Here is a 14,070-nt window from a genome sequence, read left to right as displayed (position 1 = left end):
CGAAAGACTAGAGTGGCTGTGTAGGTTGTGGCTGTGAAGGCTCGGCTACTCCTGCTGATTAGACGGTAACCGAGTTAGATTGGGTTAAGGGTGCCAAATATCTTTGAGTTGCCAGATGTTGAGTGACTTAAGCGTTACTTTTCCATTCTCAGAGAAAATATTTACTTTGGAGCTATTCTCCTCAGGATAGATACGGCTTGTGATGGTCTGGTAGGCCGTATCTGAGAAGATCTCGACACAAGACCTGTCTAAGTAAATATGTAGATCTACATGGTCGCTACCGTCATGCTCAGTGCTGCGAACGCCTTGAACATGCCCGGATAGATTCCGGTCAAGATAGATGCGCTCGGCCATGGCATCGTAGCCAATCATGGTTTGCTCTTGGTTTTCCCCGCAACGAAGCAAGATACCGAACCGCTCAGCAGTACGCTCTTGTAAACAAAAACTAAGTTCAATTTCGAGTAACTCACCTTGAACATCAAGCGGATGACGGCCTGCTTCTATTTCGCTATTTTGTACTGACAGTAGTTCAGCTTGGCGTAAGCCTGTGAGCTCTTTAATTGGTTTTTGGATGACTCGTTGTTGCTCGTCGAGAGTTAACTCTCTAGGAAGTGAAAGAGCGCCTGCCCAACCACTGTCTTGAGTCTCCATAAGCGTAGCAGGTAGCCCCATCCATGCTTGCATGACTCTTCGGCCATCAGGTGTTTCAAATGTTTGGCAAGCGTAAAAATCATGCCCTACATCGAACTCAGTAAAAACCGAGTGAGAGAATGATTGTCCATCAAACTCACCAACAAAATAACCGCACTGATATTCGCTTAAATTGTGATATCCGTGTTTTGGTAATCCTTGTGGAGAAGCAGCAAGAATATGCTTGCTTCCAAGTTTAAATAAGTCTGGGCACTCCCACATATAGCCTTCCGATTCGTCGGCCTCAACAAGTACGCCTCGATATTCCCATTGCTCAGGGGTTTGTCCTTGGTAATAAAGTACTTGGCCTGTGCCATTGTCTTGAGCGCCCAATATCAAATGCCATTTTCCACCTTCTTTCCAGACCTTTGGATCTCTGAAATCTTGGATGTGCGGTAGGGGAGAATCTGCAATGACGATGCCTTTCTTTTCAAAACTGACGCCGTCTACGCTGGTGGCCAAACACTGTGTTTGCTTGAAGTTTTGCCAATCATTCTCCTGCTTGGTCCAATGATGACCCGTGTAGAACAGGTGAAGCTCACCATTATCGCTAACCGCAGAGCCAGAAAAGCAAGTGCCTTCATCACCTGGTGCTAACGCGACGGGTTGACGCTGCCAATGAACCATATCTTCACTAGTAACATGTCCCCAGTGCATTGGTCCCCAGACTGAAGAATAAGGATGGTATTGGAAGAAGGCGTGATAGAGACCACCGTGAAAGACCAACCCGTTCGGGTCATTAATCCAACCAGATGAAGGAATGATATGAAAGCCGAGTCGATAAGGGCAGTGCTTAATTACATCGTTTTCTTGGGCTTGATTAGCAGAATCAGTGTTATTGGACAGCATGGATTAAGGCTCTATGTGGGGAAATGGCAGCATAATTGCCGCCATTAGAGTAACTAAGTTAGAGGTTTTAGAACGAAGTTCCTTCGACAAAATCCCAATCTACCAAATATTGGTTGCGGTTTAGTGGCTCGCCGAGCAGGTACTGCATCGCGACTTGACCCATCTTAGTATGAGGAAGCTCCATGGTTGAAAGCGAAGGTTTTAGCCAACGAGTGATGTGCTCCATGTTATCGAACGATCCAATACCAAGTTCAGTACCGGGTTTGATGCCTTTGTGTGCCAAATACAAGTACACCTCAAGTGCGATTTCATCCTTACCGCAGATAATGGCATCGGGTGGGTTGTTCATCTCAAGCAGCTCAGTCAACACCTGGTCAGTAACGCTGATAGAACTGGCTCCGCCTTGGTGACTTTCTATTTCTGCATATTTGAGATAATCAGGATTAACGGTAATACCTGACATAGAAAGCGCTGATTTATAGCCTTGTAAGCGCTCACTTGCCGCGATTACTCGACCGTTTAGGTTGAGAAACGCAATCTTTCGGAAGCCTTTATTCAGCATGCGTTGAGTCAACTCTAAGCCTGCTTGGTGTTCATTTGGAACAATGGCTGGGATGTTAGGGTTCTTGCTGAAGCAGTTGACTAACACCATCGGTGTGCCTTCTAATTCTGGCGGGATCTCGACTTCACGATGGTACATGGTCGCGTAGATAATGCCATCGACACGTAGGTTGAGCATTTGTTCGATCGCACTTGCACGGTCGTGTTCGGTGACGTTTGAAGTGATGACCAACTTGCCATGCTTACGCGCATAGTGCTGAGCCTCTTGGATGATCTTTACCGCAGGAGCCATTGAACTGCGGGTTTCCATGATGATACCAAACACCCCCGACTTTTGGTTGCGCATCATTTTCGCAGAGGTATTTGGACGGTAATTCAACGCTTCAATTGAGCGTAATACTTTTTCGCGCGTGCTTTCACGAACCGATGGCTCGTTGTTGACGACTCTAGCCACCGTCTTAAAAGATACGCCCGCGTGTGCAGCTACGTCTTTAATATTACTCATAGGGTACGGACTTTGTTGTTGTGTTTATTGCTTCGTTATTTGATTAAATCTCTGAGTGCAGAGACTTAATCAAATAAGGCTAAGAGAAGCGTGTCCCTTAGCCATAAATGAGGAGCATTAACGTACCGCTTTCCCGTTTTCGTCAAACAGGTGTACGTTCTCAATGTCTGCACCTAGTACGATGTTTGAATCGTCATCGTGAGTGTAGATGCCTTCCATTTCAACCGATACGTTATCACCAGCAAATTCAGTGTATAGGAAGCTGTGACCACCTAGGTTTTCTACAACGTTTGGTAGTACTGAAATTGTGAACGGCTTCTCAGCATCAACGTTTAAGTGCTCAGGACGTACACCAATAGTCACTTGCTCGCCAACGCGTACTGGCTTCGAACGCTCTGGGATGGTAATCAAGCTGTTATCACCAAGCTGAATTGAAACTTTGCCGTCTTGGATTGATTCTACCTGACCTTTGATGAAGTTCATCTTAGGTGAACCGATGAAGCCAGCTACGAATAGGTTATCTGGGTATTGATATAGCTCTAGTGGCGTACCGATTTGCTCTACTTGACCAGCGCTCAGTACCACGATCTTATCTGCCAGTGTCATTGCTTCTACCTGATCGTGTGTTACGTAGATCATTGTTGAATCAAGTTCTTTGTGCAGGCGTGCAATTTCCATACGCATGTTTACACGCAATTCAGCATCTAGGTTTGATAGCGGCTCATCGAACAGGAATACTTCTGGGTTACGAACGATGGCACGGCCGATAGCAACACGCTGACGTTGACCACCAGACATGTTTGCTGGCTTACGGTCTAGAAGTGGCTCTAGTTGTAGAGATTTCGCCGCTAGTTCAATCTTCTTATCCATCTCTTCTTTTGGCGTACCCGCCAGCTTCATTGAGAAACCGATGTTTTCACGTACCGTCATGTGCGGGTATAGAGCGTATGATTGGAATACCATCGCAATACCACGATCAGAAGGCTGAAGGTCGTTAACCACTTGGTCATTGATAGAGATAGTACCGTCTGTGATGCTCTCTAGACCTGCAACCATACGAAGTAGGGTAGATTTACCACAACCAGATGGACCAACAAATACGACGAACTCACCGTCTTTGATATCGATGTCTACACCGTGAATGGTTTGAGTGTCGCCAAAACGCTTGATTACATTGCTTAGTTTTACACTGCCCATGATGATTACCCTTTTACTGATTCTTTGATTGTGTTGATGACGGCATTGCCTTGTAGGACTTCTAGGTTGAACTCACCAAATGAGTGAGTGAAAGCGCAATCAGTTGTAGATACTGTGCCGTCGTTATAAATAATTTCGCAACTAGTACGGTCACGTACGATTGAGAGTGACAATGTTTCGTTGTCTGCTAACTCTAGGTTGTATTCGCACGCGAAGTTTTGTTGATATCGTTCGTCACCATCAACCATACGTTGACGTGACATAGTGACTTGATAGCCTTTGTCAGCTTTCTTAATTCGGTATTGAAGCGCTTCGCTGCCAAGTGGTGACAGCAGAATTTCCGTTTGATTGTCCAGTGTTAGCTCGAGGTCGATCATTGAAGCCAGTTCAGGATCAGACAAAGTCACTGTCTCGTTTGATTTGACAACGCGACCCCATAGCTCCGCACAGTTATCTGTAGCCACCATGCCGTCTGATGCAAATGTTTGAGCCATACGTAGACCTTGGCTTGTTGTTACAAGAGCAAGTTCACGAGGGAAACTCATTGCACTGCGGTGTGAGGTTGCCGGTACATCATTCGAGTACAGCCAATTGCTCATCCATGCGATGGCTACATTGCGATTATTTGGCGTGTTGGACCAAGATTGAGTGGCGTAGAAATCCTTACCGTAATCCATCCAAAGTACATCTGGATGATCGTCTACGCGAGTGAACGTCTTACCATCAAAATCACCAATCACATACTGAGTACCAGAGCCTTCAGTGTACGATTGGAAAATGGTACCCATGACCATCACCCAGCGTGTTACGCCCTTATCATCAACGATAGAGAAAAGGTCTGGACACTCAAATGGACCACCGTCCGTGTAGGCCTCGCCTTTACCCCAACCAGAAACGCGAGTCCACTCGGTTAGGTTCTCTGAGTTGTAGATGCCAACCTCTTCACCTTCTGTTAGAACCATAACCCAGCGTTGTGATTCTTCATGCCAGAATACCTTCGGGTCACGGAAGTTCTTTAGCCCTGTATTTGGGATGATAGGGTTGATAGCAACATGCTGATCGAACGTGATGCCATCTGTGCTTGAAGCAACAGAGTTCATCTGTAGGCCGTCAGCTTGATTCGGTGAAAGACCCATAGTGTTGGTGTAGAACGCAACAAGGTTTAGGTCGCCATCTTTAAAGAAACCAGAAGTATTGTTGTGGTCAATCACAGCAGAACCTGAAAAACAAACACCCAACTCATTAGGTTTTAGTGCAATAGGTAGGTGCTTCCAGTTAGTAAGATCACGGCTCACTGCGTGACCCCAGTGCATGTCGTTCCATTTATTACCGTAAGGGTAGTACTGGTAGAACAGGTGCCATTCACCGTCAACGAATACTAGACCGTTAGGATCATTCAACCAGCCAAAAGGAGCGGTAAAGTGAAGCTCTGGGCGGTATGGGTCTTGAGAAAGTAACATCTTAAATACCTTTTATGCTGCGCTGAGTGATACTCAGCGCAACGAATAGAGAGTTAGCCCTTCACGCCTGCGCCAGCCATAGACTGCACGAACTGACGTTGGAAGATTAGGAATACAACCAGTACAGGTAGAGTGATTAGCGATGCATAAGCCATGATCTCACCCCATTCTGTGTTGTTACCGAAGAACTGTTGAATACCTAGCATGACTGGGCGTACACCTTCCGATTGTGTGAATAACACTGGGAAGAGGTATTGGTTCCAGCCGCCTAAGAACTGCAGGATTGCTACGGTTGCAAACACTGGCTTAGACATTGGGATGATGATTCTCCAGTAAATCTGGAACGGAGTTGCACCATCGATGGCTGCTGCTTCATCGAAGTCCTTTGGAATGTCTTTGAAGAAAGAGACAAACAGGAAGATGAAGAATGGGTTCGCGACCAAAGGTAAAATCTGTACGTGGTATGAGTTCAACCAAGTTGTTTCTAGAACCAGACCGCCGTCCCAGCCAATCCATGGTAGGTGAGAAACCAGCATTAATAGCGGAATCGCGATACCATCTAGTGGAATGATCATGAGTGCAATGATGAACGTCATGACAAATCCGCGGCCTTTCCAATCAAGGCGAACAAGTGAGTACGCCACCATAGAGTTCACCAGTAGGCTCAATACCATGGTTGTGCCAGTGATGAAGAATGAGTTAAAGAAGTACAGACCAATTCGAGTGGATTCGAAAACGCTGGTGTAGTTTGCCAGTGAAATGTCACCTGTTGGCAGTACCGCAGCGAAGCTGTACAAGTCTTCAAAGATCTGCGCTTGAGGCTTTAGAGAGCTTGAAAACATGAATAATAGTGGGAATACAAAGATGTAACCCAGTAGTAGCATGACCGCGTAGGTTGCTACTTTTTTAGGAACCGCATATGGATCCACGGTATTGATAGTGCCTGCAGAGCTCATAATTAAGCCTCCTTCTTAGCGAAGTACAGTTTCTGTGCCAACGCGATGCTAAGAATGATTACAAAGTAGATAACCGTAATCGTTGAACCGTAAGCGGTGTCTTGCTCGTTAAAGCCTTTATTGATAGCGTGAAGCATGACTGTTGAAGTCGAATCCAGTGGACCACCACCCGTCATTACGTCAACCTGAACAAATAGACCGAATGCGGCGATTGTGGTCGAGATAATGATGAATGTGATTGTGTTCTTCAGTCCTGGAATCGTGATATAGCGGAATTTCTGCCATTCGTTTGCACCATCAATTGAGGCTGCTTCGTATCGATCTTGTGGAATACCTTGTAAACCCGCTAGGAAGATGAGCATTTGAACACCTGCACCCTGCCAAGCCGACATGATAACAATCGCCTTCATCGACCACTCTTCGTCACCTAACCAGTTAATGTTATCGACGAGGCCGAAGGTGAGGGTATTGATGTACTGGTTAATCAAACCAAAATCTTTGTGGTAGAGGAACGTCCATACAATAGCTACAACAACCATTGAGGTTACTACTGGTGCAAAGTAGATGGTTCTGAAGAAGTTTGTTCCTTTGAGCTTACGGTTGATTAATAGTGCGAGCGCGAGTGCCATACCACATTGAAGAGGGATAACCATAAAGGCGAAAGCGGCTGTATTCCAAAGGGATTTCCAGAAAATTGGGTCTTTAGCAAGAATTACAACCTTGTCATTTTCACCCCAAGAAAAAGACGTCAACTCGTAGTAAGAACGTAACTCAGGGAAGTTCTTTCTTAGGTGGCGACGAACGCGTGGGTACTTTTTATCACCATCACGATCAAGTTTGTACTCGCCATTTTTGTCTAGCTCTGGTTGCAGAACAATGTAGTTTACCGCTAGAAGCTGGTTGTAGTTATCAAACCCAACGAATTCCGTTGCATTTGGAGAAAGTAGTCGAGAGTTTGTGAACGACAAAAAAATTGCCATTAAGAATGGTAGCAATAGGAACATGCCAAGCCCGAAGAATGCCGGGGATCCCATCGCGATGCCGTATTTTGAGCTGCGGTTCATTTTTTTCTTTTTCACTGGCGTTGAATCAGTCGCTAAATTGCTTTGATTATTCAGTGATGTCACATTGCTGGTCATGTGTGTCACCATTTAGTCGGTGTTAAGAGCCCCTTAGAGGGGCTCTGGAGTATTGCGATTTAGACAGAGTCAATTAGTTCATTGGGAAGCCGTAGCCATCGTTCTTCTCGATAGCTGCTTCAATGTTGTCTACTGCGATGTCTAACGCTTCTACTGGGTCTTTACCGTCAAGAATGTCGTGCATTGCTTTGTCGTAAGAGCTAGAAATTACCGCGTACGCTGGCGTTTCTGGACGTAGTTTCGCGAACTTACCAGAGAACTCGTAGAAGCCGCGCCATTTGCCGCCTTCTTGGTAGTTGTCAGTCAAGTTAGCTGCTTTCTCTGAAGTTGGGATAAGGCTTGTCGCTGTCGACGTTGCTGCGATTTCTTCAGACGATGCAACGTGGTTTAGGAATGCAGACGCTGCTTCTGGGTGTGCACAAGAGTTTGTTGCAGCCCAGTGCCAAGAACCACCACCGATTGAAGGACCGGTACCGAAATCAGGCACTGGTAGGATAGCTAGGTCGTCACCGAATTTCGCATCGAAGCGGCCAACAGCCCATGAGCCTGTGTACTGCATTGCAACACGACCAGCAGGGAAGCCATCGAAATCTGAAGGCTTACGATCTACGTAACCATCTGTTACTAGAGAGCGCATCCACTCACCGAACTCGATTGCAGCATCTGAGTTTAGAGTGCCATCAGCTTCAACGTAGTTGTCACGGTTGATTAGGTCTGCACCCCAAGAAATCATCAGTGGAGACCACGCGTAAGGAACCCACTCACCTGTATTACCAGCTTCAATATCTAGAGCGTAAGGGTACTTGCCTGATGCTTTAATCTTATCTAGAACAGCCATGAACTCATCTTTAGTCCATGGGTTTTCTGCCGTTGGCGTACGGGCGCCAACTTCTTTAAGTAGAGATTTTGTTGTGAACAGAGAAAGTGCTACGTCGAACTGACCTACAGAGTAAACCTTACCGTTGTAAGTACCTTTACCTGATGTGTTGATGTCAGCAAGAGTTGCGTCTGACATGAAGCCTTCAAGAGGACGTAGGAAGCCGTTCCATGCAAAGTTTGGAACTAAAGGTTGGTCAAGCTCAATTACACAAGGAAGTTTGCCAGCTTTTGCTGCAGCCGTGATTGTTTGTGTGTATGTGCCTTCTGGAATAGCTTCCTGGATGATCTTGTATTCACTCTGTGAAGCATTGAAGCGTTCAACCATAGCTTTAGATGCATTCATCTCAGCTGCGTTTGTTTGGTGACGCCAAATAGTTACTTCAGTAGGAGCTGCTACCGCACTTGCAGAGATAACGCCTAATGCAACAGCAGAAATTGTAGTTGTGATCTTTTTCATAAGAACTCCATGTATGACAAGGTTGTAATTTTCTTGTCTATTTTTGTAGGGACGATGCTATTTAAACGAATGGCATTTGAAATTTAAATGCGGCTAAAACGGTTTTGCAGGGTTAGCTCTCATTTATACAGGTGATTAAACTGAAAAATAATAGACAGATCACAAATGGCAACGTTGTAGAATGAAGTGCGGTTTATGGGTGTGGTTTCGTATTCTAACCCAATGGGGTTAGACGAAAACCGCGCCGTAACGGCGCGGTGTGTGATGGGGATCTCATTGATAATTACGGCTAAATAGTCGAGTTGTAGGGTTCACGTTTAGGGCATGTCGAAAGAATGTCTCGATGTCCGGTATCTTTGAGTTCTTCGAGGATGACGTCAAAGCCCCATAATCGATAAAAGTGTCTAAGTACTTGGTCATAGCTCTTATCAAGGGGGATGCGATTGTGCGGTACATATTGCAACGTGATTGAGCGGTCTCCACGAACATCGACGTTGTAAACCTGAATGTTGGGTTCGAGGTTGCTCAAATTGTACTGTGCAGCGAGTGTTTCTCGGATTTTTCGATAGCCGATATCATCATGGATAGCGTTTACTTCGACATAGGTTTTACGGTCATCGTCGACAATGGAAAACAACTTGAACTCACGGATGAGGCGAGGGGATAGGTATTGGCTAATAAAACTCTCATCCTTAAAGTTATGCATCGCGAAATGCACGGCTTCTAACCAATCTGAACCCGCGAGATCTGGGAACCACTCTTTGTCCTCATCAGTTGGCTCTTCACAGATTCGACGAATATCGCGGAACATAGCAAAGCCCAATGCATAAGGGTTGATGCCGCTGAAGTACGGACTATTGTATGCGGGCTGTGCAACAACACTTGTGTGGCTATGCAAAAACTCCAGAATGAATTTTTCAGACACTAAGCCCTCGTCATAAAGATGATTGAGAATAGTGTAGTGCCAGAACGTTGCCCATCCTTCGTTCATTACCTGAGTTTGTTTCTGAGGGTAGAAGTATTGGCTAATTTTACGCACAATCCTCACTACTTCGCGCTGCCAAGGTTCTAGCAACGGAGCATGTTTCTCAATAAAATAGAGAATGTTTTCTTGGGGCTCTGATGGAAAGCGAATTTTCTCTTTCTCGTCCTTTGATTCAGATCGAGGAACCGTTCTCCAAAGATCATTCACTTGAGATTGTAGGTACTTCTCTCGCTCTTGTTGGCGGGCAGTTTCCTCTGCGATGGAAATTTTTTCGGGTCGCTTGTATCTGTCGACACCAAAGTTCATTAAGGCGTGGCAGGAGTCTAGGGTTTTCTCTACTTCTTCGGTACCGTATTTCTGCTCGCATTCAGATATGTAGTTCTTAGCGAAGAGTAGGTAGTCAATAATTGAGCTCGCGTCTGTCCAAGTCTGGAACAGATAATTTCCCTTAAAGAAAGAGTTATGGCCGTAACACGCATGCGCCATTACAAGCGCTTGCATAGTGACGGTGTTCTCTTCCATCAAATAAGCAATACACGGGTTAGAGTTAATTACAATCTCGTACGCCAAGCCCATTTGACCGTGCTTATAGTTTTGTTCTGTTTGAATAAACTTCTTACCAAATGACCAATGATGATAATTGATAGGCATACCGATACTGGAATACGCATCCATCATTTGCTCAGAGGTAATCACTTCGATTTGGTTAGGGTAGGTATCGAGTTTATAGTGTTCAGCGACACGTTTAATTTCTTTGTGGTATCGCTCTAACAACTCAAAGGTCCAATCCGGTCCATCGGGAAGTGTGGTCTTTTTTGTTGCTGTCTCCATAAACCTCTCCTAAGTGATCTCTTTTTGAAATAGTTCTCGGAACACTGGGTATATGTCTTCCACACCTTTGATATTCTTCATCGCGAAGTTGTTGTGACTAGCAAACAACTTGAGGTATTCATGCCAAAGGGTTTGGTGTGAACGTCGAGTGATCTCTATATACGAGTAGTACTGACATTTAGGTAGTATTTTGTTTGTGAGTAACTCCTTACATCGTGGTGAGTCGTCTGCCCAGTTATCGCCATCTGATGCTTGAGCGGCATAGATATTCCATTCCGCGACAGGAAAGCGCTTGTCGACAATTTCGTCCATCAGTTTCAACGCACTCGAAACAATGGTGCCGCCGGTTTCTTGTGAATAGAAGAACTCATGTTCATCCACTTCTTTCGCTTGCGTATGATGCCGAATAAAGATGACTTCAACGTTCTCATAGGTGCGGTTTAAAAATAGGTACAGCAGTACGTAAAAGCGCTTCGCAATGTCTTTGGTGGCTTGATCCATTGAACCTGATACATCCATCAAACAGAACATGACCGCTTGGCTGGAAGGGATAGGTCGCTTCTCGTAGTTTTTAAAACGTAAATCAAAGCTATCAATGAAAGGCACTGACTCTATCTTTTTACGTAGCGCAGTAATCTCTGCTTTTAGCTCGTCTTCAAGCGTGAGTTGCGCGGGTTCACTTTTTTTGATTCGGTCGAGTTCCGACTCAAGTTCTTTGAGCATTCGCTTCTTACCCGCTGTCATGGCTGTCCGTCGAGCTAGTGATTGCTGAAGTGAACGTACGATAGCGATGTTTGATGGAATACCTGCCGTTTGAAAACCCGCACGGTGTGTCTTCCACTCAATTATCTTGTTAATCTGATTCTTTTCTAAGTTAGGTAGCTCTAAATCTTCAAAAAGGATATCGAGATACTCATCTTTTGAGATTTGGAATACAAAATCGTCAGAGCCTTCACCGTCAGGGCTCGCATCACCTTGACCAGAACCTCCTTGCCCACCACCGCCTTTTGGACGCTCTATCTTGTCACCCGTGATGAATTGGTCATTGCCAGGGTGCACGCGTTCACGCATTCCCCCTTGCCCTTGATGAAAGGAAGGCTCATTGATGTCTTTGGTGGGGATAGACACATCCTCACCAGACTCGGTATTGGTAATCGAGCGCCGGTTAACAGCGTCCGACACCGACTCTTTGATTTGGTCTTTATGACGGCGGATGAAGCGCTGCCTATTTACAGCGCTTTTGTTTTTCCCGTTGAGCCGTCTATCGATAAATTGTGCCATAGATCCTCCACGTTATATCCGTTCCTCCATGTTAAAACTGCTCAAGTGTTAGGTCACAGTAGACCCTGAGCAGGTTTATGAGGACTTACGAACACGTAAATACCACTCAGACAATAGACGTACTTGCTTCTCGGTATAGCCTTTCTCCATCATACGAGCGACAAAATCGTCATGTTTCTTCTGATCATCAGAAGAGGTTTTAGTGTTAAACGAAATAACAGGAAGTAGTTCTTCTGTATTCGAGAACATTTTCTTCTCGATAACCGTGCGAAGTTTTTCGTAACTGGTCCAAACAGGATTCTTACCGTTGTTGTTTGCTTTAGCGCGAAGTACAAAGTTCACAATTTCATTACGGAAATCTTTAGGATTACTGATGCCTGCTGTTTTCTCGATCTTTTCAAGCTCTTCATTCAATGAAGCACGGTCGAATAGCTGACCAGTTTCTGGGTCGCGATACTCTTGGTCTTGAATCCAGAAGTCAGCATAAGTGACATAGCGGTCGAAGATATTCTGACCGTACTCAGAGTAGGACTCGAGGTATGCAGTTTGAATTTCTTTGCCAATAAATTCTACATAACGAGGTACTAAGAAGCCTTTTAAGAATTCTAGGTAACGCTCTGCCTGATCGGTTGGGAACTGTTCACGCTCGATTTGCTGCTCGATAACGTAGAACAGATGCACAGGGTTTGCCGCCACTTCAGTTTGATCGAAGTTGAATACACGAGAGAGAATCTTGAATGCGAAACGAGTAGATAGCCCAGACATGCCTTCGTCAACACCGGCAAAATCACGATACTCTTGGTAACTCTTTGCTTTCGGGTCGGTGTCTTTCAATGTTTCACCGTCATAGACACGCATTTTTGAGAACAACGATGAGTTTTCAGGTTCTTTAAGACGCGATAACACACTGAACTGAGAGAGTAGCTCTAGTGTACTTGGCGAACATGGGGCATGAGATAGCTCTGAATGATCCAGTAGTTTCTGATAAATCTTAACTTCTTCAGAAACGCGCAGACAATAAGGCACTTTAACGATGTACACACGATCGAGAAAAGCTTCGTTGTTCTTGTTATTTCGGAAGGTCTGCCATTCTGACTCGTTCGAGTGCGCAAGGATCATACCGTCAAACGGCAGCGCAGACAGGCCTTCGGTACCGTTATAGTTACCTTCTTGAGTCGCTGTAAGTAGAGGGTGAAGCACTTTAATAGGTGCTTTAAACATCTCGACAAACTCCATTACACCTTGGTTTGCTTTACATAGTGCGCCTGAGTAGCTGTAAGCATCAGGGTCGTCTTGTGCAAAGTGTTCTAATTGGCGAATATCTACTTTACCGACCAGCGATGAAATGTCTTGATTGTTTTCGTCCCCTGGCTCTGTTTTTGCGATGGCTACTTGATCAAGGATCGAAGGACGCAGTTTTACAACCTTGAATTTGGTAATGTCGCCACCGAACTCATGTAAGCGTTTCGCTGCCCATGGTGACATGATTGAGCGTAGGTAGCGTTTCTCGATGCCATATTCGCTCTTGAGTAAATTGCCGTCTTCGTTCACGTCAAACAGACAGAAAGGGTGGTCATTTACAGGGCTGCGTTCACCGTTTGCAGAGAGTACATAGATAGGCTGTTTTTGCATTAAAGCTTTGAGTTTTTCTGCTAGTGACGACTTACCACCACCCACTGGACCAAGTAAATAAAGGATCTGTTTACGTTCTTCGAGGCCCTGCGCTGCATGTTTTAGATAAGACACAATTTGCTCGATCGCATCTTCCATTCCATAGAAGTCTTCGAATGTTTTGTATCGAGAAATGATGCGGTTAGAAAAGATACGACTGAGTCGTGGGTCAGTCGAAGTATCAATGAGTTCAGGCTCACCGATAGCTAGCAACAGCCGCTCTGCAGCATTGGCGTAGGCGCTCTTGTCGTCTTTACACAGTGATAAAAATTCTTGAAGCGAAAGCTCTTCGTCTTTTGCTGCTTCATATCTAGATTGGTAATGGTCAAAAATACTCATAGCGAATTCCCCTTGCTCATCCTCAAATACAGAACTGTTCTCCCTCATTTAAATCCTAGTCATGAATTTGGAATTTTGCTTAATAATGATGTGTTTAAATTCCTTACTATTTTTTTGCGCTATGGTTTCTTACGGTCTAAGAGGGGAGTTTAATGAATCGAAATTACGATAACTGAAGTTGTATTTGCTTTATGAATGTTTGATGGGCTGATACCTGCGAAAGTAATGATGATTTTTACCAAATGTTGGATGTTTAATCTTGTTTGCTGG

At 45.0% G+C, this 14,070-nt stretch carries 10 protein-coding genes; all 10 read right to left on the bottom strand.

Annotated features, from left to right (window positions below):
- Positions 1-84 precede the first annotated feature (84 nt).
- The gene (locus tag DPF91_RS10330; protein ID WP_117234348.1) at positions 85-1,539 is read right to left on the bottom strand and encodes a glycoside hydrolase family 32 protein; all 1,455 of its coding nucleotides are present in this window, start codon (positions 1,537-1,539) and stop codon (positions 85-87) included.
- Positions 1,540-1,606: 67 nt separating this feature from the next.
- Positions 1,607-2,605 (bottom strand): LacI family DNA-binding transcriptional regulator, encoded by a 999-nt coding sequence (locus DPF91_RS10325; protein WP_117234347.1) that lies wholly within the window; start codon positions 2,603-2,605, stop codon positions 1,607-1,609.
- A 117-nt stretch (positions 2,606-2,722) separates the two neighbouring features.
- Positions 2,723-3,802, bottom strand: coding sequence for an ABC transporter ATP-binding protein (locus tag DPF91_RS10320; protein ID WP_117234346.1), 1,080 nt, complete (start codon positions 3,800-3,802; stop codon positions 2,723-2,725).
- A 5-nt stretch (positions 3,803-3,807) separates the two neighbouring features.
- Complete coding sequence (locus DPF91_RS10315; RefSeq protein WP_117234345.1) at positions 3,808-5,262, bottom strand: glycoside hydrolase family 32 protein; 1,455 nt, start codon at positions 5,260-5,262, stop codon at positions 3,808-3,810.
- Between the two features lie 53 nt (positions 5,263-5,315).
- Positions 5,316-6,218, bottom strand: a complete 903-nt coding sequence (locus tag DPF91_RS10310; RefSeq protein ID WP_117234344.1) for a carbohydrate ABC transporter permease — start codon at positions 6,216-6,218, stop codon at positions 5,316-5,318.
- Positions 6,219-6,220: 2 nt separating this feature from the next.
- Entirely contained in the window at positions 6,221-7,357 is a 1,137-nt protein-coding gene (locus DPF91_RS10305; protein ID WP_206355558.1) for a carbohydrate ABC transporter permease, read from the bottom strand.
- A gap of 73 nt (positions 7,358-7,430) precedes the next feature.
- Entirely contained in the window at positions 7,431-8,693 is a 1,263-nt protein-coding gene (locus DPF91_RS10300; RefSeq protein ID WP_117234343.1) for a sugar ABC transporter substrate-binding protein, read from the bottom strand.
- 289 nt (positions 8,694-8,982) lie between these two features.
- Positions 8,983-10,509: a SpoVR family protein gene (locus DPF91_RS10295; protein WP_117234342.1), complete on the bottom strand. Its 1,527-nt coding sequence runs from the start codon at positions 10,507-10,509 to the stop codon at positions 8,983-8,985.
- Between the two features lie 9 nt (positions 10,510-10,518).
- Positions 10,519-11,790, bottom strand: a complete 1,272-nt coding sequence (locus DPF91_RS10290) for a YeaH/YhbH family protein (protein WP_117234341.1) — start codon at positions 11,788-11,790, stop codon at positions 10,519-10,521.
- A gap of 75 nt (positions 11,791-11,865) precedes the next feature.
- Positions 11,866-13,800, bottom strand: coding sequence for a PrkA family serine protein kinase (locus tag DPF91_RS10285; RefSeq protein WP_117234548.1), 1,935 nt, complete (start codon positions 13,798-13,800; stop codon positions 11,866-11,868).
- Positions 13,801-14,070: the final 270 nt, after the last annotated feature.

The organism is Vibrio maerlii (assembly GCF_003415655.1).
GTDB lineage: Bacteria > Pseudomonadota > Gammaproteobacteria > Enterobacterales > Vibrionaceae > Vibrio > Vibrio maerlii.
Note: the sequence above shows the minus strand (reverse complement) of the source record. Positions and strands in the feature narration are given on the sequence as shown.